Source organism: Leptospira gomenensis, from assembly GCF_004770155.1.
GTDB classification, from domain to species: domain Bacteria; phylum Spirochaetota; class Leptospiria; order Leptospirales; family Leptospiraceae; genus Leptospira; species Leptospira gomenensis.
The window spans coordinates 179,220-204,381 of record NZ_RQFA01000080.1 but is presented as its reverse complement, the minus strand read 5'-3'; the positions used below and the strand labels follow the sequence as shown (position 1 = coordinate 204,381).

Genomic DNA, 25,162 nt, shown 5'->3' with positions numbered 1-25,162 from the left:
AGGGGAGAAAAAAATCGATGGAAAAGGAAGCTCAGACATATCTAAGATTGAAGCAGTTTGTCGCACCTTTTTTAGGTTTCGCCGTCAATATCAATGCGTACGGAACGGAACATATCGTTCCCGAAGGAAAATTGATTCTTGTAAGTAACCACAGATCCGATATGGATCCGTTTATTCTTTCTTATACGTTCCCTCGTTATATTTCTTGGATCGCAGCGGATTATACGTTTCGAATCCCCATCTTCAAGGACCTGGCAAAACTGGCCGGAGGAATTCCGATGGCGATCGACGGAAAAATTTCGATGGCGAGCATCAAAATGGTGCAGCAGGTTTTTAAAAACCAAGGTGTTCTCGGGATATTTCCGGAAGGTCACGACTATATGGTCAAAAACGATTTTTCCGGTCCGATGGTTAAGTTTCACGACGGTTTTGCTGCGTTTTCCATCCGTAACAAAGTGGATATCCTTCCTTCCGTAATCGTCCCCGCAGAAGAAAGTTATTCCGATATTCCGATTCCCTCTCTGGTTCGTTCTTTTATGGGAATGCCCAAAGAAGTCTGCGACATCAAACGAAGGGCGATTTACAAAAAAGTGAAGGTTCTTTACGGACCCAAGATCGATCATCGTCCGTATCTCGAAGGAAAACTCGAAGACAATCTGATCAAACTCTCCAACGAAGTCCGTCTTCGTATGGAAACGCTTCAGAAAACCGACGTCGCTTAATAGAAAACCGGAGTTCCGACCCGACCAAATTTCGGTTTACGCTCCGAAAAATACTGCTTTTGTGCGAATCGTTTCGTAGCGAACGAACCGGAATCGGAAATTTACGAGAAACATTCATCGCCCCGGAAAAGCCGCTCGAAGGAACTTTCGAGAAGTTCGGCTTCGATCGCAAAATTCAATTTTTCTAATATTTTAAATTTCAACTTCTCCGGAAAAAATTTCTCGGGCGGGGCCGGTCATCAGAACGTGACCCGATTCCTGCCATTGGATTCGTAACGTTCCTCCGCGCAAATCGATCCGAACGTCTTTTCCGGATCGACCGGTCAAATTACCGGCGACCATAACCGCACAAGCTCCGGTTCCGCACGCGAGAGTTTCGCCTGCGCCACGCTCCCAGGTTCTTTGATACAAATGATCTTTTCCCCGTACGGTAACGAATTCGACGTTGATCCTACGAGGAAATAAGGAATGTGTTTCGATCAAAGGTCCGATTTCCCGCACCGGAAAACGATCTCCGTCTTCTACAAAGATCACGCAGTGCGGATTCCCCATGCTCACCGCTGTAAATTTCAGATTTTTTCCGGCAATTTCCAGAGGTTGTTCGAGGACGGTTTCCTCGTTTTTCCAAAGAATCGGAATTTTGGAGGGAATCAAAATCGGTTTTCCCATATCAACGCTGACCAAATTCACCTTATTGCCGGAATCGACGCTAAGATCCACTGCAAGTACTCCGGCCCCTGTTTCGATTTTGGGATTTTTCGAATTCGTAAGACCGTGATCGTAAATGTATTTCGCCACACAACGAATGCCGTTTCCGCACATTTCGGAGGAACTTCCGTCCGAATTGTACATATCCATCATAAAATCGCCTTTGTCGGAATTACGGATAAAAATCACTCCGTCGCCTCCGATTCCGAAATTGCGATCCGACAACTTTTGAATTTGTTCGGCGTTCAGACGCACGTCCGTTTTGGTGGCGTCGATATAAACGTAATCGTTGCCGATTCCTTCCATTTTCGTAAACTTAACTGCGGCCACGGAAACTCCCTCGTAGATGAGATGATTCTATCTTTTTTTAGACCGACGTCGAGGGAATTCAAAAACGAGAAAAACGATCTTACTTTTTTCTGGCTTTTCCGGGTTCGCCGGGAGACATTGAAATTCGACCTTTCGTCCGAGGAGATTTATTTGAACCGAACCTGTTACCTCTGTACAAGCGATCAAAATTCCGTCGTCTTCGTGGAAAATGGAATCGACATCGTCCGTTGTTCGAATTGCGGTCACGTTTTTTCCACGTACGAACAGGAAGAACACTACGAAGGTTATTGGGACGACGAATCCTCGTACGACCTCGGCTGGTGGGACCTCGCACACAGGGAAATTTACGAGGACTTTATCCGAAAATTTTTAACCGCGTCTTCGGGAAGAATTTTGGACGTCGGCTGCGGACTCGGCTTTTTCGTAAAACGAATCGGCCAGCGGAAGCCGGGTTGGGAAGCGATCGGATACGAAATTTCGGAAAAGGCAGTACGATTCGCCAAACAACAAAACGGACTCAAAAACGTGTTTCCGGGTATCGTTCAAAAATCCGGAATCCCGAAGGAATCCTTGGACATCATCACCCTCTGGGACGTGATCGAGCATATTCCGAAACCTCATAGTTTATTAGAATATTTGCATTCTCTTTTAAAACCCGGAGGAATCCTATTTCTACAAACGCCTAACTTTCCTATCCAACTTTTTAAGGCGAATTTAAAGGTTCTTCTGAAAGGTATGAAACCGGACGGACACTACCTAGAAGCAAAAGATCATATCAACGATTATACGGAAAAAACGATGGGGATGCTCGCCAAACAAACAGGATTTAAAAGTTGCAGATTTACGATCCTTAAACCTATCGCATCCGTATCGGGAAGCGGCGGCGGAAAATTGGGAACACTATTTAAGAAAAGTTATTACTACGCAACCAAGGCGATCTGGCTTTTGAGTTTTAAAACCGTGAACCTAAACAACACGTTATTCGCCGTTTTAAAGAAATAATTTTAGAGCGTTTCTGATATCGTTCGTTTCCGTATAAGTTACGTCTTCGACGTCGTTGGAAACCTGTATCCTTTTTTTTTCCGTACGCGGTCTGGCGGAAAAAATCGAACGAACGTGAATTGCGGGAATTCCGTTTAGCAAAGCTCCCCCTACGTCGTCTTTTAAGGAATCTCCTATCATAGCGGAAATCGACTCAGGTGAGACGAGTTCCTTCGCTCTCGTAAAAAAAAGTTCGGATGGTTTTTCCTTTCCCACTTCTTCCGAACTTAAAATCAGATATTCGATCGACTTCGGAAAAAGAATTTTCGATTTCAAAAGTTGCGTGCGTAAATTTTCGTTCGTGCAGAATATAAGTTTCTGTTTTTTCGAGATCGATTTCAAAAGCGCGAACGTTTCCGCGTATTCGGAAGCGTACTTCATCTTCAGATCCTTGATGCCGTTTTGAAAAAGGGAAAAATAATCGGACTCCAACTTTAAGATGCGTTCCGGCTCGACTTTTCCGAACTTGGAAACGAACATCTTTTTAAAATAGATCAGACGAAGACGATTGGAAGGAGAATCATATAAATCCTCTTTGACTTCCCTACGTGCGATTTCATATAACTCCGAAAATTCGATCGAAGATGAAAACCCGTAGCTCTTCGCGTTTCGGCACATAAAACGGATCGTCGTTTTGTAAATCGAAACCGAATCCACGAACGTATTGTCCAAGTCTAAAAAAAGAGCCATTCCGTGAAGAAGATTCTTTCCGATCGGCGACGCAATTCTTTTCTTTCTTTTTCCTTGCACGAATTCGAATTCGATTCATCCTTTCCTAGATGGAAAAACAAAACCCGAAACAGATCACGAGAAAATCTTTCCTTACGATCATCGCGGTTTGTCTATCCGCAATCGGAGGACTTTGGTTTGTAAAGTTCAGAAATTTCATCTCCGGAAAAATCATAGGCCCTGATCCGGAAATCGGACATAGAATTCGTTCGAACAAGAACCGAGATTCCTACTTAGCTTCCGGCTCGGAGAATTCCGAAACCATCGACGTTCTCATTTTAGGAGCCGGAGTTTCAGGACTAAGCACCGGTTATTATCTACGACGTTTCGGATTTTCGAATTTCAAAATTTTAGAACTCGAATCGGAATCGGGTGGAAATTCGAAGTCCGGAAAAAACGAAGTAGGCTCGTATCCTTGGGGAGCGCATTATCTTCCTCAACCCAGCGAAGAATCCGTGTTGGTCCGCAAATTTCTGGAAGAAAATCGAGTGATCGTCGGAAAGGACAAACGAGGCAATCCGGTGTTCGACGAACGATATCTTTGTTTCGATCCCGAAGAAAGAATTTTTTATCAGGGAAAATGGAACGAAGGTTTATTTCCGGGAGGAGGAACCGATTCAGCCGCGGGCATCGAAGAAAGAAAGTTCAAGGAATTGATCCGTTATTGGAGAAACAAACGGGGGAAAGACGGAAAAAAGGCCTTCACCATCCCGATCGACTTATCTTCGCGGGATCCTGAAATTCTAAAACTAGATCGCATTCATTTTTTTGAATATATCAAAGAACAAGGATTTTCTTCGAGGGAACTTTTTTGGTTTTTGGACTACTCCGTCCGAGACGATTTCGGGGGATCGATGGATACGGTTTCCGCATGGATCGGCCTTCATTATTTCTGTTCAAGACCCGTTGACGAAAACGGCGAAGACCTTACGCTTTTGACTTGGCCCGAAGGAAACGGATTTTTGGTAAACCGATTGAAGGACGGGTTAGAAAATCGGATTCAAACCCGGACTCTCGTGGAGAGGGTTCTATCGTCGGGAACGAAACGGGGCCGTTTCGAAGTTCGAACATATTCCGTTGAAACGAAAAAACAACGCTCGATTTTCTGTGATTCCATCGTATACGCTCTTCCGTCGTTTACGAGAAAATACGTTCTCGGAGAAACCTCCGGACTCACCGACGGTCTGACCTATTCCCCTTGGATGGTCGCCAACCTAACCGTGGATCGCGTTCCCGCCGGAAAAGGAATTCCCCCTTGTTGGGACAATGTCGTTTATCAAAGTCCGTCTTTAGGTTATATCGTATCCACACATCAGGATCTAAGGGCGGGAAGGGAACGATCCGTTTTGACTTACTACCACGCCTTCGGACAAAAGGATACGGTTTCCACCCGGAAAAGGATGATGAAAACGAGTTGGTCCGAGTGGAAGGATTCGATCCTTTCCGATTTAAAAAAACCGCATCCGGATATCGAAAAAAGGGTAAGTCGTATCGACGTCGCGGTTTACGCACACGCGATGATACGGCCGGTTCCCGGTTTTATCTGGGGGGAACAAAGACGTAAACTCGCTTTGTCCTATCCTCACCTTCATTTCGCCCACTCCGATTTGAGCGGAATTTCCATCTTCGAAGAATCGTTGTTACGCGGACATGAAGCCGCATTGAAAATTCTCGGCGAAAAAAAAATATGAATCACAACGTTTGGATCTTCCATCCTCGACTCGATCTTACGTTCCTCATTCTTCCGGGAATTTGCACCGTCTTTTTACTTTTCGTCCTGAACGGAATGGGATTGTTGCCTACTGAAATTTCCCCGTGGACTTGGTTCTTCACCGTACTTCTCATCGACGTCGCGCACGTTTATTCCACTTTGTTCCGTTCGTATTTCAACGAAGAGGAATGGAAACGTAAAAAAAGTCTGCTCATCACCGTTCCGATATTCTGTTTTTTATCTTCGACCGTGCTCTATTCGTTCGGATCGTTATGGTTTTGGCGAATCATGGCTTATATCGCCGTATTTCATTTCATACGGCAACAGTTCGGATTTATGGCGTTGTATCGAAAGAAATTCCCTGACGATAAAATTCCGTTTCGATTGGATCGATATACGATTTATCTAATGGGTGGAATACCGATTTTATATTGGCATTTTACCGACCAGAAGCGCGAATTTTCCTGGTTTATGAACGGGGACTTTTTGACTTATCCGATTCCCGCGTTCGCACAATCTCTTCTCTGGTTCGAACACGTTTGGCTCGTCGTATATCTTTTCATACATTCGTATTTTTTCTTTCGTTTCGGAATTTTACCGTTGGGAAAAATTCTACTCGTGCTCAACACGTGGGCGGTTTGGTTTTTCGGCATCGTGTATTATAATTCCGACTTTTCGTTCACCGTCACGAACGTTGTCAATCACGGAGTTCCGTATATTTTTTTATTGTTTTATTACACTTTACGAAATCGTTCCGAAATTCGGGGAAAATTTTCGGACATACGATCGAACGTTTTTCTCCTGTTTTGTTTTTTAGGAATTCTGTTTTTATTCGCTTATGGGGAAGAATGGATCTGGGATAGTTTTATTTGGAAAGACCATGCTACGATTTTTAGAAACTCGAGTTTTTATACGGTTGAAATTCCGGACTTCGCCGCTTCGTTATTAGTTTCCGCGCTCTTTCTGCCCCAGTTTACCCATTATATTCTCGATGCGTTTCTTTGGAAGGTCGGAACTCCGAATCCTAAACTTCGGAATTTCTTTCGAATCTCCGAAGACTGACGGATTTTCAGAGGTTTTTTTGAAATTCGAACACATTCAGACCTGACTTCCTTTTTTAAATAGACAATCCAGGTTTTCCTTCCATAATGACGAAAAAGTTAAACAGGAACTGATCCATGATTATCGTAGAAGGAATCGACTATTTCTTAATACCTGCGGAGAACCCGGAATCCTCTGCGAAGTTTTATTCTGATATATTCGATTTCGAAACCGTGGAGGAAAAATCCGGAGAATACGTCGTGATGGGATTGGATTCCATTAACATCCGTCTTCAAAAAATTTCCGGTTTTAAAAACTCTCTCGGAGAAAGTAAAATTCCGGTTCTCAGTTTCGTTCTCGATGTGGATGATTTTACGGAAGCGATCGCCGAATTGGAAGAAAACAAAATCTCCATCGTTCGAGGCCCGGAAACGAATAATACCGGAGAATTTCTCCACTTCCTCGACCCTTCCGGAAACGTTTTGGAAATCAGTTATAAAGATTGATCGAAATCTCAAACGTCGAGTACAACAAAAAAGCCTCTCCCTGAGAGGCTTTTTTATTCTCCAAAGCGCCGAATCTTTTTCCCGATTCAGCTTACCTTGTCGATGAAAGTGCCTTTGACTTTGTAGAAATCCCCGTTTTGACCGGCCTCCACCGAGAAAGCCCTTTTATCGCTCACGTTCGCTAACTTATTTTCATACGGCTCGGTGTGGATCATCCCTTCTTCCTTGGGGATTTTCCTTGTATCTTTGACTCCCTTTTCCGGAAGCCCGAGTTGAACTGAGGAAACTACCTTCATGACGCGACTCCTAATCGAACTCTACCAGATCTTTACAAAAATCCAAACATTTTTCTGCGGAAATTCTCTCTTCCTCGAGAAGATTACTGAAAGCTGATCTTACAATTTCCCTTTGCGGAAGTTACGAAATATTGAACCGCGTAGTTGTCCACGAGATTGATGCTGGGGTTATAAACGGGCGCGGCCGTAGTTCCCATTTCCGCCGTCGTACAACTTGTGGAAAAATACGTAACCGCAATCAGATTATCACATTCGAAGGTCAAAATCGTTCCACCGACTTCCCGCAAATTGGAGCGGAACGCCTTGGTAGAAAAATCTTCCGTAAATTTGATCGTCTGCGAGTCGGGATAATTCACCGCGATTTCGTCTCCATGAGTATTCGCATAGGCTTTATAACAGTCCACGTAAAATCGTCTCGCGGAACAATTGATACCGTCGGTTCCATAAACGGTATCACAAACCCCGCCCGCTTTGGAAACGGTCAAAAATCCCGCTTTCGCTCCGATAGGAACCGTGGTGATGATTTCTTCTGTGGTCGCAGACAAAACGGTTCCGGCGAGGTCGTTGAACAGTACGATAGAATCGACAGGGCTCGGTGCAAAATTCCTACCTTTGATCGTAATTTGAGTTCCGGTGTAAGAAACTCCGTTGGATTGCGGAGGTGAACCGGCCGGTGGATCGATGGAAGTAATCACCGGACTTCCCAAACCCAAATCGCCGAGCAATTCGTTGTCGGATTTTTTTTCACTGCAACCCAAAAGTAAGAAAAGGGAAAGAACCAAGAGCAAAACTGTCGATTTATGTAGCATAAATGGTAACGTAAGGTCGCAAAATTTACGACGGGCACCTAGTTTATCGGAGTAAAAAGGTTTCGGCAAGAATTATTCTACCTGAAAAATGGTGCTGAAAATGAGCGAACCTTCCACAGTAATTTATACGAAAGAACAGGACGTGGCGGTCATCCTACTCAATCGACCCGAAAAAAGAAACGCAATCAGCAAGGAACTTCTCGCGGCCTTGTACCAGTCGATCGTCCAAGCCAAAAACGACTCTTCGGTAAGAGCCTTAGTGCTGGGAGGAATCGGTCCTTCTTTTTGTGCGGGCGCCGATCTCAAAGAAAGGGTGACCATGGCTCCTCCGGACGTAAAACGATTTTTAGAGGATCTGAAAAACTGCTTTTTGGAACTGGAAAATTTTCCGCTACCGACTCTCGCAGCCTTGGACGGAGACGCATTCGGCGGTGGGTTGGAATTAGCTCTTTGTTGCGATTTTATTCTGATGAAAAACGATATTCGAGTCGGCCTCACCGAAACTCGCTTGGGAATTATTCCCGGTGGAGGGGGCACACAAAGACTTCCTCGTAGGATCGGAATCTCCAAAGCCAAAGAGATGATCTTTACCGGAAAAACCGTGGACGCGACGACGGCTCTTCAAATCGGACTTGCGAATTCGATCTGGCACGACTCATCTTTGCCTGCCGCCAAAATGCTAGCGGAGGAAATAGCGACACACGCCGCACCGATCGCTCTTCAGCTTGCAAAGAAAGCAATCGAGGAAGGTTATGGTCAGGATATAAATACGGCTCTCAAGACGGAAAGTAAATACTATAACGAAACCTTGAAGACGGAAGATCGGTTGGAAGCGTTAAAGGCGTTTCAAGAAAAACGAAAACCGATTTTTAAAGGAAAATAGATGATTCTCACGGGAAAAGAAATTCAAAAGCGGATCGGAAAAGAAATCGTTATCACACCTTATACGGAAAAACAACTCAATCCGAATTCCTACAACCTCAGACTTCACGAAGAACTTTTAGTTTATACCGAACTTCCTCTGGACATGAAAAAACCAAATCCTGCGGAAAAGTTAATCATCCCGGAATCGGGTCTTCTTTTAAAGCCGGGAGTTTTGTATTTAGGACGAACATTAGAATATACGGAAACGCATAACTTGGTTCCTATGTTGGAAGGACGTTCTTCGATCGGACGTTTGGGAATGCTCGTTCACGTGACGGCCGGATTCGGCGACGTAGGCTTTAAAGGATTTTGGACTCTGGAAATTTCGGTCATTCAACCTCTCGTAATTTATCCCGGAGTGGAAGTTTGTCAGATTTTTTATCACACCGTTGAAGGACAAATAACGGAATATTCCTCCGGCAAATACCAAGCCAACCAAGGAATCCAACCTTCGATGTTATACAAAGACTTCGAGAAGTAGAAATCCTTTCTTTTTTGTTGACTTTATCCGCAATCACTCCTAAATTTTGACCTCACAATATGATTTTGGAGAACGGAATGACCAGATTTAGAACGATCGCAATTTTTCTCGCGTTTGCGTTTCTTGCAGCGCCTGCGTTTGCCGGCGAAGAAGATGCAATTCTCGGAAAATGGTGGAACAAAGAAAAAGATGCCCAAGTGGAACTATACAAATGCGGTGCAAAAATTTGCGGTAAAATTATTTGGCTAAAAGAGCCGACCTATCCCGCGGGAAGTACGGAAGGAACCCCCGGAACCCCGAAATTGGACATTCATAACAAAGACGAAAGTTTACGTACTCGCCAGACCATGGGTATGGTTTTTTTGACCAACTTCATCTATGAAGGCGAACAAGTATGGTCCGGAGGAAGAGTTTACGATCCGAAAGGCGGAAAAACCTACGATGGAAGACTAACGTTGAGAAACGCGGACACGCTCGATCTGAAAGGCGGCTACAAAGTAGGATTCATGATGATCGGAAAAGAATCTACTTGGACTCGCGTAAAATAAAAAACAACGGTTTCACGTTTTTGAAACCTTGTGAGATCCGATAGTATTTTTAGAAAAGAATCTCTTCGATTTCTCGGAGAGATTCTTTTTTTATCCCACCTCGCTCGTACTTGATACTTTTTACCGAAAGACTTTCTCTTCTTGAGCAAAATACCGAGATAAATTTTACGGTCAAACGCTCGGCAACAAAACGGAAGAAAGCGGACTTACGATTCTAAGTTCCGATTTTATTTTCGATCTTCTTCAGGATCTTTTTCGCGTTTTCATTCTGAGGATCCAAATCCAAAGCCTTATCCGCGAACTCTTTCGCCTTGGAATATTCCTCTTGAAGACGGTACAAATCGGAAAGATTGACTAGATTGTTCGCGTGATCGGGCTGTTCTCGCGCAACTTTTTCGGAAGCAGAAACGGCTTCGGATATTCTTCCCAACTTTTTGTTCGCTACGGAAAGGTAGTACCAGTATTCATTCAGATCTGGGTCCAGTTCTAAATACTTACCTAATATTTCCACCGCCTTGATGTAATCCTTATCTTTAAAACTCAAAAGGCCCAATAGTTTTATCACTTTCGAATCTTCGGGAGCTTTAGAATATAAATCCTGAAGTTCGTCGATCGCTTCTTTGATATTTCCGTCTTTATACAATTGACGCGCGTGGGAATAAGCTATATTCCAATCGGAAGAATCGTCGTGAAAGGAATCGTTCAGACTTTTATCCGCGTCGGAATGTTTTCCGTTCGTTTCGGAAGCGGGAACTCCATATTCGATCCTCAATAAGGAAAGGTCGTCCGTAATTTCTCCGCTTTTATAGATCAACTGCTCGATCTGTTCCAGGTTTCCTTTTGCTGCTTCCACACATCTTAGGAACAATGTTTCATCCTCGTTGATCGATCTAGTTTCCTGATCCGGAGTAAGGTCCAAATCGTCTTTACCGTCCGAACCTATGATCAGAACGTCGTCGGGTCGCAAAGTAGTGGTAAAAACCTGAAACGCGTATTCCGATTCCAATCCGATTTTACGCAACATTAAGGAAGAATCCAAAAACGTAGCCCTACCGTCGCGATAAAGAACCGTAAAGGGGTGTTCCGCGTTGAAGTAAAACGTTTTACCGGTTTCCTCTTCTATGAGAAAGAACGTCCCCGAAATCACCATACTACCGTTAAACGATTTAAAGACCGCGTTCACTTCCTCGTAAGTTTCGGTAAGCCATTGTTCCGGAGTCGTATCAAGAATCTTATTGTCCGCCGCGGAGCGGGCCAAAATGGAATTGATGACGACTCCCATTACGAGCGATCCGCCCGCCCCCTGCATGGATTTTCCCATAGCGTCCCCGTTCATCGCAAAGACGTAACGTTTATAAGAGGCGGGAGTTCCCAGTCGTAAATTGCCGGTGACGCAGATATCTCCTCCTAAGTCGGCCCGTTTTCCCTTAAACTCGAATTGTTTCTTTTGACGAAGCAAAAACTCCGTCGATATCTTCGTCGATTTACTCGCGTTATAGTTGAGCGGTTTCGCGAGAAGGGAAGTAAGGAAATAATCCCCGTCTTGTTGGATTTTTAATCTTTGAAACTCTTCGATACGTTCGGAAAGTTCCTCAGTCCGCTGCCGGACCTTCATAGCCAAATGTTCCGCGTAATCCTGAAGTTCTTTTCTCGCGTCGCGTATCGAAGAAACCATATTGTTAAACGAATCCGCCAGGAACCCGATCTCGTCTTTGACTCGGATCGGAACCCTGACTTCCAGACTTCCGTCGTTTACCTTTTCCACCCCGCTCAACAAATCGTTCAAAGGTGAAACGAGACTTCCACGAAAAAAAAGCGGAAAAAGCAGAATGATGACTATGATCACGACGCCGAGAACTACGATTTGTTTTAACGCGGTCGGATGCATAAATTCGCGATAAGCTCGGTACGAAAATCCTACCTCGCTGACCGACTCGTATTGAGGATCGTATTTGATAAATCCTATATAATGATTGTTGTGATGATCGACATCTCTCTTCCGATAATATCTGGTATAGGAAGGAGTAAACGGTCGAAAATAATTCAGAACCTCTTCTTTTAATACCTCTGGGCTCACAGTTTTCCCGTCCCATTTACAGAAATTCCAACGATACTCCAAAGAAATCCGAAACAGTTTCACTTCTTTAGCTCCGTCTAAGTAACTCCTTCCCTTGGTGCAAAAATCCTCTGGAAAAATATTATCCAACTTATTCGAAGCGACGAAAACATACAGACCCAAACGGGAAAGCTCCTTATTTAAAGCGGACTTTAATAGCTGCCCTTCCAAATCCGGATTTTCCTTTAGAAAATTCACGATCGAATAACGATAACCCCCGAAATTCTCGTGCGAATGTTCCACGAGATCGAGGACCGCGTTTCTAAATCCTTCTTCGGGAAGATTGAAAATCTTCTCATAAAGCATCGTATTTTTAAAATCGATTTCCAATTGTTTTTCGTCTGGATGAATTTTAGAATCGAACTTCGTGCGATCGAGCGTATCCTTTTTTCCGTCCCATCGGACGATATATGAAATTCCGTCTTCGACTTCTCCTCCTTCCAAAACCCGTTCGAGATGGATTTTACTGAGAGTATCGAATTCGGATTCTTTATCCTGATTGGAGATAAAGACAAGCGCTTGCATGATGATAAGAACGGTCACGAACGTGATACCCACGATCTTGAGCATGAAGGAAGTTTTCTCTACAGAAAAATTCAGATAGAGGATGAGAATGATGAAAAAGGCAACCATGAATAACAACACGATCGAAGTGAGATACATCGAACGTTCGATGTATCCGTCCCGACTCAGTAGGTTGGCGATCACGGGAATCGTTCCTCCGACCAGGAACGACATCATAAATCCGAAGATGATCCAACGTCCGCGTTTCGGAAGAACGACCATCCTCCAAATCGGAATGGCGACGAAATTGATGAACACGTACGTGAATATGATGATGGCGACGGTTCTACTTACGTTCTCCGCGTTAAAATCCCAATAATGAGCGGTGAAATGATATTTAACGGGAGCGCTCCAAGTGGAGTAGAAAAAATAAATATCCGAACAAACAGCGACGATCCACAGGACGATCGTAGTTGCAGCGTTAAAACGCGGAGAATCGTTTTCCGGATAACGGGCGACAAACTGGCCAATGTGCAAAATCGCGGGAAGAATTAAACCCGCGGTAATCCAACGATGATACGCGGCGAACGGATGATACAAGACGGCGGCAAATACATAACCAAATTGGAATATACCGAGCAAAAACGTACCTAACGCAAGGTGTTTCGTGCTCGTTACCTTTTTGTCGATAAAAAGGAAAACGCCGGAAATCAACATCGAAGTCAAAAAAGAAAGTAAACTTCCGAATGAATAATAATTGAGAAGAATATCGTTCCAAATGGATTGGTTGGCGCCCATAAATCTTTGAATTACCTTTCTTTAAAATACCGAATCTCAATTCCTAACGGACGGATCCGATTTTTAGCAAGCAGACGTAACTCTATAGACAACGATTTTAGGTTTCAATGATAAAATAGGAAAGAATCCGATTTAAGTAAAACGCCTGTTCGTTTTAGGGAAACGAAACGAAATTCCGCAGAATCGATTCTTTTTGAAAGGTTTTCCAGGAATATTCCTCATAAGCTCCGGGGAAAATCCAACCTTTCAAAAGACGGTTCCAATTTTTATCTTTAATTTTTTTCAAAAGTAGAATCGCTTCCGCGGAGGATTTGGGAGAATTCTCGAAGACCAATTTACGAACGAATTCCCGATAACCGGAAGGGCCCAACTCTTTATAAAGAATATATTGTACTTTTAGAGCCTTATTGTAAAAGGTAGGAGTGGAAGCGGGATGTTTTTCACGGAAGTCAGGATCGAGTGGAAAATCCTTTCCTCCCGGAAGTCCCTCTTCCGTACTCCATTCTTCCGCAATGGAAATAAGTTCCCCTTTGGAAAGTTGGATTTTTTTTTCCTTATAAAGTACGAGAGGCAAAAACGAAACCAAACCCTCGCTCAACCAAGGAAGATCCGAAAAATAAAAATGCCCCAATTCGTGAAAGAGCAGCGCGGGATGTCCGGGAGGGGAAAGATCCGGCTCCATAAAAATTCCGCGCGCCGGACCGAGATCACCGGAGATATTGTTATAACCTCCCACTCGAGTTCCGTTTAAAAAAATCTGATCCTGAACCACCAAAAGAACGCGGAATTTTTCGGAAGACTTTTGACCTTCGAAAACGGCCGCACTCGCCTCGTGAAAGGAAATTCCGGAATAGGATTCCAGAGCCCTAAACAGATCGGTCGTTTTGCGGAAAGCGAATTCGTTCCAATTTTTTTCCTGCGAAGTGTTTCTGATTTCCAAAATGAGATCCCCTCGGGAAAGGGGAATCTTTCGAATCCACGGTTTTGAATCCGGAAAAATCTGAAAGGAAAGGGAAAATAAGATCCAAAAAACGGATTTACGCACGATCTCTTTCAATGAGTTTCAAAAGTCTTTCGCCGTTTTGATTTCCAGGATCCAGATGCATCAGTTTCTGCGCCACTTCCTCGGCCAGATCGAATTGGTCCATCAGTCGATAGATGTCCGAAAGGTTTACGAGATTGGAAAGATTGTCCGGTTGAATATCACGAAGTTTTAAACTAGCTTGAAGAGCTTGTTCGTATTTTCCGACCTTCTTATTGGCGATGGAAAGATAAAACCAGTATTCGTGTAAACCCGGATCCGTTTTAAGATAATTGTTCAAGACCTCGATTGCGGTCGAATAATCCTTTCCTTTAAAACTCAAAAGACCCAGAAGTTTGTTGATTTTCTGGTTGGCGGTGTCGTGTGTATAACCGGTTTTTAAAAGTTCAAGCGCCTGCTCCACCTTGCCGTTTTTATAGAGTTGTTTGGCGTCTTCGTAAATCGTGTCGGGGTTCAAGACGACTTCGATTCGATCCCCGCCGGTAAACATTTCGTCGAGTTCGTCCTTTTTCTTTTCCGTTTGGAACTCTACCTTAAGAAGCGAAAGGTCGTCCGTGAGTTCTCCGTATTTGCGTATCTCGGCCTCGATATCCTCTAGATTACCTCTTCCTTTTTCGACGTTTTGTAGAAAAAGATTTTCGTCCTCGTTGATGGTTCTGACCGTTTCCTCGGGAGTAAGGTCGATATCGTCCCGACCGTCCGATCCTAGAATTAGAATATCACCTTTTTTTAAATCGAAGTAGCGTATTTTAAAATCGAATTCCGAATCCAATCCCAATTTACGAAGTTGTAATCCCTCTTCCAAAAAGCTGGCTTTTCCGTCCCGGTATAAAACTGTAAACGGGTGTTCCGCGTTGAAATAAAAACATTTTCCGGTTTCCTCTTCGATCAAAAAGATCGTGGCGGAGATCACCATACTCCCGTTAAACGATTTAAAAACGGAATGGATTTCGTTGTAGACGTCTTCCAACCATTCGGACGGAGTCTTTTCCAAAATTCTATTGTTGGCGGCAGAACGAGCCATGATGGAATTCATCACGACCCCCATAACGAGAGCGCCTCCGGCTCCCTGCATGGACTTACCCATCGCATCGCCGTTCATGACCATAGTATAACGTTTATAATTTTCGGGGGTACCCAGTCGTAAATTTCCGGTGACGCAAATGTCTCCGCCGAGATCCGAATGTTTTCCGCGGAATTCGAATTGTTTTTTCTGCTTTAGGACGAATTCAGTCTGAACTAATTTGGATTTGTTCGCGTTGTAAAAAAGCGGTTTTGCAAGAAGGGAAGTCAGGAAGTAATCCCCGTCCTGTTGAACTTTCAACCGTTGGACTTCCTCCATTTTTTCCTGTACTTCCTGGGTTCTTTCCTTAACCTTCTCTTCCAGATTTTCCGCGTAGTCTTGCAATTCCCTCCGCGCTTGTTTGATCGAAGAAACCATCGAGTTGAAGGAATCCGCCAAAAATCCGATTTCATCCCGAACTTTCACGGGAACCTGAACGTCCAGATCCCCTTTGTTGACCTTTTCAACTCCGGACAATAAATTATTGAGAGGATTGACAAGACTACTCTTAAAGAACAAAGGAAACAACACCAACACAACGAATATCACAACGAGCAGAATGATCGTTTGTTTTACGGATGTCGGGTGCATAAATTCCCTATATCGTTTGTACGAAAATCCCAATTCCACGACCTGTTTTTTGGCGGGAATGTATTTCATAAACGCGACGTGATGTCCCGCTCCGTCCATACTTCTTCTATAATGCCGGGTTTCCGCCGCTTTGAAGTAGCCGAAATATTTTAGGAATTCCGCTTTCAGTTCTTTTCCGGAAAGTTCTTTTCCTTTCCAGGAGCAACCGTTGAGATTTTTTAAGATCCCGTTTCTAAAGGATTCCAGATCCTTATTTTTTTCTAGATAACTTCTTCCTTCTTCGCAGAAATGATCCGCGCGAATCCCCTGAAGTTTGTTCGTGCTTACGAACGCATCCTTATTCAACTTTTCCGCATGATCCAGAAGCGCGATTTTCAAGTCTTTGACCGGCAACGCAGAATTCGATTTTAAGAATTTGTAAATCGCATCCTTATAACCGGAAAAATATTCGGGAGAGGAATCCAAAATGAATTTCAGGTTTTCGCGGAAGTTGTCCTCCTTTAAGGCGGCGATCTCCTCGTAGATCAAAGTGTTCTGTAAATCCACTTTTACGGAAGAAAGATCGATTCCGTATTTGAAATCGTAATCGGTCGTAATCAGATCCCCCGTTTTCTCCTCGTATCGGAGAATATACTGGACCTCGTTGTTTTTCCGACCGTTCTCCAAAACGCGTTCGCTGTTTACGACGTGCAAGCTGTTGTATTCGGCTTCTTTATCCTGGTTGGAGATAAAAACGAGAGCCTGCATGATCAGACAAATGGTAAACAGCGTAATTCCGACGATCTTTACCATGAACGTCGTCCGTTCAGTACTATTGTTGATGAATACGATCGCCACGACGGAAAACGCCGCGATAAAGAAAATAACGTTAGACGTCATGTATGTGGAACGATCCATCACTCCGTCCCGACTCAAAACGTTGGCGATGTTCGGGTAAAAAGCGGCGATGATAAAACCGAATGCGAATAAAAAGATAGCGAAGCGCTTTTTTTCCTTATCGGTGATAATTCTCCAAGCGGGAACTAAAATAAAAGCGATCACACTGTAAGCGGCGATGATGAACGCCAGATATCTACTTGCGCCCAACGCGTTGAAATCCCAATGATGGGCGGTAAAGTGGTAGATCCGTTCCGAAATATAAGTGAAGTAAATGAAAAGACAGGCAACGATAATTCCGATGATGTGCTCCGCAATCAGAACCCAAGAAGCGAGACGTTTGTTATTATTGTTAGGATAACGGAGAAAAAATTGGGTGAAGTGGGCGATCGAAGGAAGAATCAAACATCCCGTAAGCCATCTATGATACGCGGCAAGAGGATGATAAAACAACGCTGCGAAAAAATATCCGATTTCGAAAAACCCCAGAATAAAAAAGCCGATTCCGAGGTGATATGTCGCGACCGTCTTGCGTCGCAGGCTATTAAAAAACGCCGCAAGAAAAAAGGTCGTTATCGTTACTAAAAGACTGCCAAAAGAATAATAATTAAAGAGAACCAAGTCCGATCCCAGAAAGTCCAATCCCATAATCTCCAGCCGTCTTTCTAATTGTTTATTTTGTTCGAAAAAAGCACGGTTAATTCAAAAATCTTGAAAACGGTTTCAATAATTCATACCAAAACTAAAAATCAATAGAAAAAATAAGGATTCAAAAGAGTTTTCAATTATGCCCGTTTTTGAAAAACTCCTATCTCTCAATCTCAAGATTTCCAGACATCTCAAGGAAAAACTCTGGCTCAAAATTCTTATCGGTATGGCTTTGGGCATCTTGACCGGTATCCTACTCGGATCGGATTTGTCTTTAGTGAACGCGGAAGTCGCTCAACTCACTTCTTCCTGGCTTGTGCTACCCGGCCTTATCTTCATCAGTCTTCTGCAGATGATCATGATTCCGTTGATCTTTTCTTCTATTATTCTCGGAATTTGTTCGGCCGAAAACATAGAGAACGTAAAAAAACTGGGAATTCGTACGATCCTGTATTTCGTTTTAACCACCTTCGCCGCGGTTTCGATCGGAATCGCGCTGGCTCTCTGGATCGCTCCGGGAAAGTCGATGACTTCGATCGTAACCCACGTACAAAGTTCGAAAATTCCGATCTCAGCGGGTATTCCTAGTCCGGATAAATATCCGGAATTGTTCATGTCCTTCTTTCCTAAAAACCCAGCGCTTGCAGTAACTCAAGGGGAAATGTTAAGCGTGATCGTATTTTCTTTTTTGATAGGAATTGCCATCCTTTCTGTTTCGAAAGAAATTTCCAAACCGATCCTTGAAATTCTAAACTCTATCTTTCAAATCAGCATGAAAATCGTAAACTGGGCTATGGCCCTCACGCCGTTCGCTGTCTTCGGTTTAATGACGAAAGCCGTAGCTTCGATCGGAGTGGAGCTGCTTTTGACTCTGGGAATTTATATGGGCACCGTGTTGCTCGGTTTGATTTGTGTTTTAGTTTTTTATTCGCTGATTCTTATATTTATCGCGGGAAGAAATCCGATCCGCTTCTTTCAAAAAATAGCAAGTCTTCAACTACTCGCTTTTTCCACTTCTAGTTCGGCCGCGGTCATGCCCGTTTCGATTCAAACTGCAACAGAAAATCTAGGAGTGAAAAAGAACATCGCCGAATTTATCATACCTATCGGAGCCACGGTCAACATGGACGGAACCGCATTGTATCAGGCGGTGGCATCGATTTTTCTGGCGCAATATTACGGAATCGAGCTCGGAATCGCACAATTGGTATTTCTTCTTTTTTCCACCGTCGGGGCTTCGATCGGAACGCCGAGCACACCCGGGATCGGAATCGTAATCCTGGCAACGATCCTTTCGAGTTTGGGAATTCCCGCTGAGGGAATAGGAATCATTTTAGGAGTGGATCGTTTTTTGGATATGTGTCGAACTACGATCAACGTTACCGGAGATATAACCGCGTCGTGTGTGATGGACAAAACGAGTTGATCGAGTGAAATCCGCGTTTTATAAACTCACTTTTTATAATATTCTCGCAAACATAACGGTCCCGCTTACGGGATTGATCGATACGGCCATATTAGGAAACCTTGATACTCATGTATTTATGGCCGGTGCCGCCCTTTCCGAAATCATCTTCGATTTCGTATTTTGGATGTTCGGATTTTTACGAATGGGAACGACCGGACTTACGGCCCAGTCTCTCGGCGAGAGAAACGAAACGGAATCGCTTTTGATTTTGATACGATCGCTTTTATTGGCCTGTTTTTTCGGGTTAGGGATTTTTCTGATGTCTCCTTGGATTTTGGACGCGGGTTTCGGAATTTTAAAAGGAGCCGACGACGTCAAAGCGGCGGGAACCGCGTATTACGAAGCTCGAATTTCAGGTTCGATCGCCGTATTATGCAATTACGTTTTTATCGGTTGGTTTTTGGGACGCGGAAAAAGTTCCTTCGTTTTAGCGGCAACGATCATCGCGAACGCTTTGAATATCCTTTTGGATTTTTGGTTCATTCTCGGCTTGGGCTGGGAAGCATACGGAGCCGGGCTCGCCACAAACATCAGTCAGTTCGGGATGTTATTCGTGTTTATCTTTTTCCTCATCGTGGAATGGAAAACGAGTTCCTCTTTGAGATCCGCGGTTTTACGCAAATCGGATTTAACTTCGCCCAAAAGTTTTATTTCCCTTTTGCGTTTGAATCAGGACATATTTTTACGGACCTTGTTTTTGATTTTAACCTTCAGTTTGTTCCGAAACTTCAGTTCGGAATCCGGAGCTGAGGTTTTAGCGGCCAATTCGATTTTGTTGCAACTCATTTTAGTCAGCGCCTATTTGGTGGACGGGGCCGCCCTTGCAATGGAAAGTATGGCCGGAATTCTTTACGGAGAAAAAAAATGGAAAGAGCTCGGAGAACTTTTAAACCTCGCTCTGATCACTGGTTTTCTTTTCACAGGTATTTATTTGGGAATCATTTTTGTATTTCCTCAATCCACCTTCGGTGCGATCGTCAAAAGCCCTTCCGTATCGATTCTGTTAGGCGAATATCGTTATTGGCTCGTTCCGATTCTGGAGATCGGAGCGGTCGCTTTTATCTTGGATGGATTTTTTATCGGATTGGCCCGTGGTAAAATCCTTCGGAATTCCATGTTGATCAGCGCGACCTTGTTCTTTTTACCCGTTGCCTTACTGGGAAAAGCAGATAAAAACAATCATCTTCTTTGGCTTTCGATTGCGCTTCTGATGAGCGGACGGGCAATCACTCTTTCCTTCCAAGCCAGAAAATTTTTACGCGAAGTGAATGAGTCCCCCGAATTTAAAGACGAAATTTTCTCGAGCACGTCTTCCCCCGAAATTCAAAGGGAGTTACGGTAGTTCTATTGTGCGGAACGTTCGTGTCAGGTTTATTAAGAGCCACAATGAGCCCGTTCGTGCCGGCGAGATATCCGCATCGGCGGAGTTGTAATTGTTGTTCGAATTATTCGTGTTATGCGGATGATAAAATCGCTCGTTTCACGCGCGGTTAGTCGGCATATACGAATCCTTCTTTATCTTTGCGTCCATTGTATTGTGCGTTATATTCTCTCTATTTACATACAACGTCGTGCGTCGTATTTTTAGTGTTAGGTGCCCGTCCGTATCCTGCTCGTTCCTATTTTTTCGGGAACCGATCGGAAAAAAAACGTTTCGGTTTTAGGATCGAATCATTCGCGTTTTATTCCGAAACGATCTGAATTTCAGCCGGCACGTTCTTCCATTCCTGCGATTCCCTGCTTTTATAGAAAACGGGGGACACGATGTCTTCGAGATTCTCCGCGCGGAACAGATCGAAACTTTCCTCTCCTTTTTTGAACACGCGGGAAGATTCATCCGAGGCGGGTTTTACGTTTAAGATCGGAGCCCATCCGAAGCCCGGAATATATGCTTCCAGGGAATCCTTAAAGGAAACCGGACCGGCGCTTTGAACCGAAACGGAATACAAGGATCGAACCGGAATGAAAGCCTCGATCAGATTCTTTTTCAAAGCGGATATATTGTTTCGAAACAGACGCGCATCGAAAATTTTATCCACGTAATAGGAGTTCTTCTGATCATTCAGAGGTTCGCCTTTGAGAAAGGGTTTGAGATCGTCGCCGATCCGTTCCTTCTTTTCCAAAAAGTCGTCGGTCACATAATAACGGATGTTCTGCGTTCTTACTTCGAAAGAATATTCCAAGGTTTGTTTTCCCTTTTTATCGTCCACGCTCAGAAGTTTTGAAAACGCCCTTGCGTTTCCGATAAAGTCTTGTTTGAATCCGGATTCCCCCATTTTTAGATTTCGAATCCTTTGGTGTTCCGTAGTTGGCGGCTGTAACACGGCTAAAGAACCGCCCGCAATCGAAAGCTGATCCAAAGAGAACGTTAGACGCACTTTAATCTGACGTGTGACTTCTCCGGAAGCGATGAAACGATCCGTTTCTACGAAGGAAATTTTCCTGATTTCCTTGCCGGTTCGATCCACAACGAAGATCTTACTTCCTAAAAACACCATTCCACGGATATCTTTGGCCGGCGTTTTGACGGAACCGGTAATCGCTCCGTTATTGGGATTGTATCGATAGATGTTTCCGTCGGAAGAATCCGATATCCAAAGAGAATCACGAGCGAAGACTAAATCCCTCGGTTGAGCGCGGTCGGTCAAAAACCCTCCTATAATTCTGCCCGTGGCCTTATCGAGGATGGAGATTTTCCCGTTTTCCTGATCTAAAATATAAAGAAGAGAATCCTGGCTGGCCACTCCTCCGATCTTATCCACTGGAACGGGAATCCGTTCCGTGACTCCGCCCGTATTCGGTTCCACCTTAAGGATCAACTTTTTGGAACCTACGTAAATTCTACCTTCCCTCGGGTCGAAATGAATTCCAGTAAGAAACGGAATGTTCATAGGAAACGATTCTTGTCTTCCCGATGGATCGACACGATACAAGGATCGATGAGAGGAATCGATGTACCAAAAATTCGTTCCGTCGTACGTAAATCCGTACGCTCCATCGGTGAGTTTGATATCCTGATCCTGTGAAAGCGCCGGAACGGAAACGAAACAAAAAAGAACGATCAAAAACCTGTAAAAACTGACTTGAGCGAAATCCATAACTCCTCTGCAAGACCGGGTCTGTGTATATCAGTTCCAACTTGAATCGGAGAAGGGACGAAAATGAAAAACAGCAGAAGCAAAATCGCAATTCCGCCGATCTTCCGAACTCGATCCAAAGGAACCACCGGGTCAGGGACAAACGGGTGTTCTACTTTTATGAGGAAATAAATGAGAAATCCCCACAACAACCAGGAGAAATTCCAAAAACACAAAAGTAAAAAGCCCGTAAAAAGATAATAAATCCAGTTCCTGTATTTTTCGCCGAAAACCGAATAAATTACGTGTCCTCCGTCCAGCTGCCCGAACGGAAGAAGGTTGATCGCCGTAACCAAAAGTCCGACCCAGCCCGCTTGTGCCAAAGGATGAATCCACACGTCTTGTAAAGAAGGATCGAAAGGCCCTAAAACGGATTGATTGACGAATATCGTAAAAAGGGATTCGCCGAACGTGATTACGGCCGGATTCGTCTTTACGGATTGGATCGGAACTAACGTGGACCAATAAATTCCGAGAATATAACAGGGAACCGAAAGAATCAAACTCATAAGCGGTCCCCAAATTCCGATGTCGAAGAGTTGTTTTTTATTTCGAATCGGTTCCAAAATGCGGATCACAGCGCCCATGGTTCCTATCGGCGCAAAAGGAACGGGAATAAAATACGGCCAAGTCGATTTAATACCGTAATATCTCGCGGCCAAAAAATGACCCATTTCGTGAGCGGAAAGAATAACGATCAAAGAAAGAGAATACGGAAGTCTAAGAAGAAATAATTCCTTCAGATAAGAACCGGGTAAAAACGGAATCTCTAAAAACTCGTTTTGAAACGTTAGAGTCAAAAAAGTAAGGACGAACAGAATGATATGTGTGAAAGGTCGTGATTGTTTCAATCGTTTATTCTCTTCTTATAGGAAAGAATCCTCTTTACAGCGTGTCGCGCATTTTTAGCCTTTGCCTAATTAGAACCCGGAGACGTAACCTTGTTCGAGAATATTAAATTTATTAAAAAGTATGATCCGGCCGCGAAATCGTATCTGGAAATCATACTTTGTTATCCGGGTCTTCATGCTTTGTGGTTTCATAAGCTCGCGCATTTTTTATATCGGATGAAACTCCCCTTGATCCCGAGGATGATCAATACTTTTTCCAGATTTATCACCGGAATAGACATTCATCCGGGAGCGAAAATCGCAAACGGAATCATGATCGATCACGGCCACGGGGTCGTAATCGGAGAAACCGCGACGATCGCAAAAGGTTGTCTGATCTACCAAGGAGTTACCTTAGGGGGAACCGGGAAAGAATCCGGAAAACGTCATCCGTCCTTGCTGGAGAACGTCGTAGTCGGAGCAGGCGCGAAAGTTCTCGGAAATATCACGATCGGAAAAAACGTGCGCGTCGGAGCCGGATCCGTCGTGATGCGGGATGTCCCGCACGATAGCACGGTCGTCGGAATTCCAGCAAAAATCGTTCGATCCAAAATGCCGATCGGAGAAGAAGGCGAACATATGTTGGATCACAACGAAATACCGGATCCGGTCGCCAAAGTATTCTCCCTTTTGATGGAAAGAATCGAAACTCTTCAGAAAGAGGTGGATTCACTCCACAAAGACGGATCCAAGTCGGCTTCCAAACCGAGTAAGGACAATTTGGAGGAAATCCTGGACGAATTCATCCATGGAGGCGGAATATAAAAACGCGGTGCGTCCGTTCCGCATAACGTTTACCTCGCCCTTTTTTGCCGGAAACAACCCGTTGGAAAGGAAAGTTTCGGAATTGATTTTTCCGAATCCTTCTATTCTATATGCCGCATGAAAAGAAGGATTTTCTCCGTTTTATTCGCAATCGCTCTTTTATTAGAAATCACAAATTGCAACCTGCTCGTCTCCAGCCAACAAATGTGCGCGGATGATATCAAGGAATTCGACAAATGTTACCCCACCCTTTTACTCGTTTATCCGGGATGTACGGATGCTAATTCCACTACTTGCGGAATCGCCGTTGTCGAACTCGCCAAAGAAATATGCAGATCCAAAATGAAAGAGGACAGTTGTCGTTCCCATCGGTAACACGAACGCCGTAACGTTTTAACGATTACGGCGTTTCGAGGGAACCACGGACGGATTTATTTTTTAGGAATGAAACAATCGATTCCGTCGTTTTTTAATTTTGATTTGAGGGACTCGGCTCCGTTTCTTCCGGAAAAGTCCCCGATTTGAATTACGAAAAAACCGTCTCTGGTAAAGAGGAACGTTTTTTCTCCGTATTCTTGACCCAGACTGGATTTATAAGTTTCGGCTCTGTTTTGGTCACGGAAAACTCCCACTTGAACCGTAAATCCTTTGGGAGAACCTTTGGCGTATTTTCCGCCGGAAATAGGTTTGTTCGGATAATCGGATTTTTGCGGATGTAGTTTTTCCGGTTTTCCGGTTTCGTCTCCGAGCAAAGTTTCTTCGTCGTCCGCGTTTTCCAAGTCCTCGGATTCTTCACTTCCGGCTCCTCCGCGTTTGACAACTTTGATTCCAACCTTTGCGATTCCTACGTCCTTGAAATCCAAAGTCTCCGCCGCTTTTTCGGAAAGATCGATGATTCTATCCTTTACGAACGGTCCTCGGTCGTTGATCTTCACGAGTACTTCTTTCTGATTCTCCAAATTCTGAACCCGAATGATGGATCCCAACGGAAGAGTCGGATGCGCCGCGGTTAATTTGGTTTTGTCGAACTTCTCCCCGCTTGCGGTCGGTTTTCCGTGAAACTTGGCTCCGTACCAGGAGGACATTCCGATTTCGTCGAAATCTCCGGAAGAATTGTTCGTTTTTTCAGGAGGTTGCGCTTTCGCGTACTTTTCGACGTTCAGTTCCTCCTCGAACGATCTTCGGATCGGTTTCGTGGATCCGGTATTGGATCCGGCCGCTTCCCTGTCCATCGGTGCGATTTCCTTTTCGAAAAAGATTTCGGAAGGATCGCCCGACGCGCTGACGCTGCGTTTCGATTCGACGGAAGCGCACGACGTAAAGATGATCAGGGCAACTAAAATTGCTATTTGTTTCATTTGTTCCCTCGGGTCCTAGTGATTCCTTTATCCAATCGGTAGATTATAAAAATTCCATGA

21 protein-coding genes and 2 pseudogenes are annotated in these 25,162 nt (G+C 44.2%); 12 read left to right on the top strand and 11 right to left on the bottom strand.

Annotation, left to right across the window (positions count from 1 at the left end; translation table 11 throughout):
* Positions 1-17: 17 nt before the first annotated feature.
* Positions 18-722 carry a lysophospholipid acyltransferase family protein gene (locus EHQ17_RS18480; protein WP_135593628.1) on the top strand — a complete coding sequence of 235 codons (705 nt, stop codon included), beginning with the start codon at positions 18-20 and terminating at the stop codon, positions 720-722.
* Between the two features lie 192 nt (positions 723-914).
* Here the strand turns inward: EHQ17_RS18480 and dapF are convergent, their stop codons facing one another.
* Positions 915-1,760, bottom strand: coding sequence for a diaminopimelate epimerase (gene dapF / locus EHQ17_RS18475; RefSeq protein ID WP_135593630.1), 846 nt, complete (start codon positions 1,758-1,760; stop codon positions 915-917).
* A 150-nt stretch (positions 1,761-1,910) separates the two neighbouring features.
* Between dapF and EHQ17_RS18470 the strand changes: the two genes are divergently transcribed.
* Positions 1,911-2,762, top strand: a complete 852-nt coding sequence (locus EHQ17_RS18470) for a class I SAM-dependent methyltransferase (RefSeq protein ID WP_135593632.1) — start codon at positions 1,911-1,913, stop codon at positions 2,760-2,762.
* Here EHQ17_RS18470 and EHQ17_RS18465 read toward each other — a convergent pair.
* A complete protein-coding gene (locus EHQ17_RS18465) occupies positions 2,751-3,491 on the bottom strand; it encodes an HAD family hydrolase (RefSeq protein WP_135593634.1) in 741 nt (246 codons plus the stop codon). The genes EHQ17_RS18470 and EHQ17_RS18465 overlap by 12 nt on opposite strands.
* Before the next feature lie 89 nt (positions 3,492-3,580).
* Between EHQ17_RS18465 and EHQ17_RS18460 the strand changes: the two genes are divergently transcribed.
* From EHQ17_RS18460 to EHQ17_RS18450, 3 genes are all read left to right on the top strand, one after another.
* Entirely contained in the window at positions 3,581-5,221 is a 1,641-nt protein-coding gene (locus EHQ17_RS18460; protein ID WP_135593636.1) for an NAD(P)-binding protein, read from the top strand.
* Positions 5,218-6,303 carry a hypothetical protein gene (locus EHQ17_RS18455; protein ID WP_135593638.1) on the top strand — a complete coding sequence of 362 codons (1,086 nt, stop codon included), beginning with the start codon at positions 5,218-5,220 and terminating at the stop codon, positions 6,301-6,303. The genes EHQ17_RS18460 and EHQ17_RS18455 overlap by 4 nt, the downstream gene beginning before the upstream one ends.
* A 116-nt stretch (positions 6,304-6,419) precedes the next feature.
* A complete protein-coding gene (locus tag EHQ17_RS18450; protein WP_135593640.1) occupies positions 6,420-6,788 on the top strand; it encodes a VOC family protein in 369 nt (122 codons plus the stop codon).
* 86 nt (positions 6,789-6,874) lie between these two features.
* Here the strand turns inward: EHQ17_RS18450 and EHQ17_RS18445 are convergent, their stop codons facing one another.
* Both EHQ17_RS18445 and EHQ17_RS18440 read right to left on the bottom strand, forming a co-directional pair.
* Entirely contained in the window at positions 6,875-7,084 is a 210-nt protein-coding gene (locus EHQ17_RS18445) for a hypothetical protein (protein ID WP_100748076.1), read from the bottom strand.
* An 83-nt stretch (positions 7,085-7,167) separates the two neighbouring features.
* Entirely contained in the window at positions 7,168-7,893 is a 726-nt protein-coding gene (locus EHQ17_RS18440; RefSeq protein ID WP_135593642.1) for an LIC10067 family putative lipoprotein, read from the bottom strand.
* Between the two features lie 100 nt (positions 7,894-7,993).
* Between EHQ17_RS18440 and EHQ17_RS18435 the strand changes: the two genes are divergently transcribed.
* From EHQ17_RS18435 to EHQ17_RS18425, 3 genes are all read left to right on the top strand, one after another.
* Positions 7,994-8,776: an enoyl-CoA hydratase/isomerase family protein gene (locus tag EHQ17_RS18435; protein ID WP_135593936.1), complete on the top strand. Its 783-nt coding sequence runs from the start codon at positions 7,994-7,996 to the stop codon at positions 8,774-8,776.
* On the top strand, positions 8,777-9,298 hold the full coding sequence (gene dcd, locus EHQ17_RS18430) for a dCTP deaminase (RefSeq protein ID WP_135593644.1): 522 nt from the start codon (positions 8,777-8,779) through the stop codon (positions 9,296-9,298).
* Between the two features lie 77 nt (positions 9,299-9,375).
* Positions 9,376-9,846 (top strand): DUF2147 domain-containing protein, encoded by a 471-nt coding sequence (locus EHQ17_RS18425; protein WP_135593646.1) that lies wholly within the window; start codon positions 9,376-9,378, stop codon positions 9,844-9,846.
* Positions 9,847-10,060: 214 nt separating this feature from the next.
* On the opposite strand, the pseudogene EHQ17_RS20450 reads toward EHQ17_RS18425, so the two are convergent.
* The 4 genes and pseudogenes from EHQ17_RS20450 to EHQ17_RS18410 form a co-directional block, all read right to left on the bottom strand.
* A pseudogene (locus tag EHQ17_RS20450) lies at positions 10,061-10,528 on the bottom strand (tetratricopeptide repeat protein); the annotation flags it as partial.
* A 68-nt stretch (positions 10,529-10,596) separates the two neighbouring features.
* Positions 10,597-13,264 (bottom strand): annotated as a pseudogene (locus EHQ17_RS18420) (SpoIIE family protein phosphatase); the annotation flags it as partial.
* Positions 13,265-13,418: 154 nt separating this feature from the next.
* Positions 13,419-14,321, bottom strand: coding sequence for a gluzincin family metallopeptidase (locus EHQ17_RS18415; RefSeq protein WP_425460727.1), 903 nt, complete (start codon positions 14,319-14,321; stop codon positions 13,419-13,421).
* Entirely contained in the window at positions 14,302-17,484 is a 3,183-nt protein-coding gene (locus EHQ17_RS18410) for a SpoIIE family protein phosphatase (protein WP_135593650.1), read from the bottom strand. Before EHQ17_RS18410 ends, EHQ17_RS18415 begins: the two co-directional genes overlap by 20 nt.
* A gap of 139 nt (positions 17,485-17,623) precedes the next feature.
* Here EHQ17_RS18410 and EHQ17_RS18405 point away from each other — a divergent pair, with 139 nt between their 5' ends.
* Positions 17,624-18,910: a dicarboxylate/amino acid:cation symporter gene (locus EHQ17_RS18405; RefSeq protein ID WP_135593652.1), complete on the top strand. Its 1,287-nt coding sequence runs from the start codon at positions 17,624-17,626 to the stop codon at positions 18,908-18,910.
* A gap of 4 nt (positions 18,911-18,914) precedes the next feature.
* Positions 18,915-20,294, top strand: coding sequence for an MATE family efflux transporter (locus tag EHQ17_RS18400; RefSeq protein ID WP_135593654.1), 1,380 nt, complete (start codon positions 18,915-18,917; stop codon positions 20,292-20,294).
* A 340-nt stretch (positions 20,295-20,634) separates the two neighbouring features.
* Here EHQ17_RS18400 and EHQ17_RS18395 read toward each other — a convergent pair whose 3' ends face one another.
* Positions 20,635-22,050, bottom strand: coding sequence for a Vgb family protein (locus EHQ17_RS18395; RefSeq protein ID WP_135593656.1), 1,416 nt, complete (start codon positions 22,048-22,050; stop codon positions 20,635-20,637).
* On the bottom strand, positions 22,014-22,940 hold the full coding sequence (locus tag EHQ17_RS18390) for a site-2 protease family protein (RefSeq protein WP_135593658.1): 927 nt from the start codon (positions 22,938-22,940) through the stop codon (positions 22,014-22,016). The genes EHQ17_RS18395 and EHQ17_RS18390 overlap by 37 nt, the downstream gene beginning before the upstream one ends.
* Positions 22,941-23,030: 90 nt before the next feature.
* Between EHQ17_RS18390 and cysE the strand changes: the two genes are divergently transcribed.
* Positions 23,031-23,744, top strand: coding sequence for a serine O-acetyltransferase (gene cysE / locus EHQ17_RS18385; protein WP_135593660.1), 714 nt, complete (start codon positions 23,031-23,033; stop codon positions 23,742-23,744).
* Positions 23,745-23,861: 117 nt separating this feature from the next.
* Positions 23,862-24,119: a hypothetical protein gene (locus tag EHQ17_RS18380; RefSeq protein ID WP_135593662.1), complete on the top strand. Its 258-nt coding sequence runs from the start codon at positions 23,862-23,864 to the stop codon at positions 24,117-24,119.
* A 56-nt stretch (positions 24,120-24,175) separates the two neighbouring features.
* Here the strand turns inward: EHQ17_RS18380 and mpl36 are convergent, their stop codons facing one another.
* On the bottom strand, positions 24,176-25,102 hold the full coding sequence (gene mpl36 / locus EHQ17_RS18375) for an RlpA family plasminogen-binding lipoprotein MPL36 (RefSeq protein WP_135593664.1): 927 nt from the start codon (positions 25,100-25,102) through the stop codon (positions 24,176-24,178).
* Between the last annotated feature and the right edge of the window lie 60 nt (positions 25,103-25,162).

Coding starts and splice junctions, on each gene's coding strand:
- EHQ17_RS18480 (WP_135593628.1), top strand. CDS start 18: ATGGAAAAGGAAGCTCAGACATATCTAAGATTGAAGCAGTTTGTCGCA.
- EHQ17_RS18465 (WP_135593634.1), bottom strand. CDS start 3,491: ATGGCTCTTTTTTTAGACTTGGACAATACGTTCGTGGATTCGGTTTCG.
- EHQ17_RS18460 (WP_135593636.1), top strand. CDS start 3,581: ATGGAAAAACAAAACCCGAAACAGATCACGAGAAAATCTTTCCTTACG.
- EHQ17_RS18455 (WP_135593638.1), top strand. CDS start 5,218: ATGAATCACAACGTTTGGATCTTCCATCCTCGACTCGATCTTACGTTC.
- EHQ17_RS18450 (WP_135593640.1), top strand. CDS start 6,420: ATGATTATCGTAGAAGGAATCGACTATTTCTTAATACCTGCGGAGAAC.
- EHQ17_RS18445 (WP_100748076.1), bottom strand. CDS start 7,084: ATGAAGGTAGTTTCCTCAGTTCAACTCGGGCTTCCGGAAAAGGGAGTC.
- EHQ17_RS18440 (WP_135593642.1), bottom strand. CDS start 7,893: ATGCTACATAAATCGACAGTTTTGCTCTTGGTTCTTTCCCTTTTCTTA.
- EHQ17_RS18435 (WP_135593936.1), top strand. CDS start 7,994: ATGAGCGAACCTTCCACAGTAATTTATACGAAAGAACAGGACGTGGCG.
- dcd (WP_135593644.1), top strand. CDS start 8,777: ATGATTCTCACGGGAAAAGAAATTCAAAAGCGGATCGGAAAAGAAATC.
- EHQ17_RS18425 (WP_135593646.1), top strand. CDS start 9,376: ATGACCAGATTTAGAACGATCGCAATTTTTCTCGCGTTTGCGTTTCTT.
- EHQ17_RS18410 (WP_135593650.1), bottom strand. CDS start 17,484: ATGGGATTGGACTTTCTGGGATCGGACTTGGTTCTCTTTAATTATTAT.
- EHQ17_RS18405 (WP_135593652.1), top strand. CDS start 17,624: ATGCCCGTTTTTGAAAAACTCCTATCTCTCAATCTCAAGATTTCCAGA.
- EHQ17_RS18395 (WP_135593656.1), bottom strand. CDS start 22,050: ATGGATTTCGCTCAAGTCAGTTTTTACAGGTTTTTGATCGTTCTTTTT.
- EHQ17_RS18380 (WP_135593662.1), top strand. CDS start 23,862: ATGAAAAGAAGGATTTTCTCCGTTTTATTCGCAATCGCTCTTTTATTA.
- mpl36 (WP_135593664.1), bottom strand. CDS start 25,102: ATGAAACAAATAGCAATTTTAGTTGCCCTGATCATCTTTACGTCGTGC.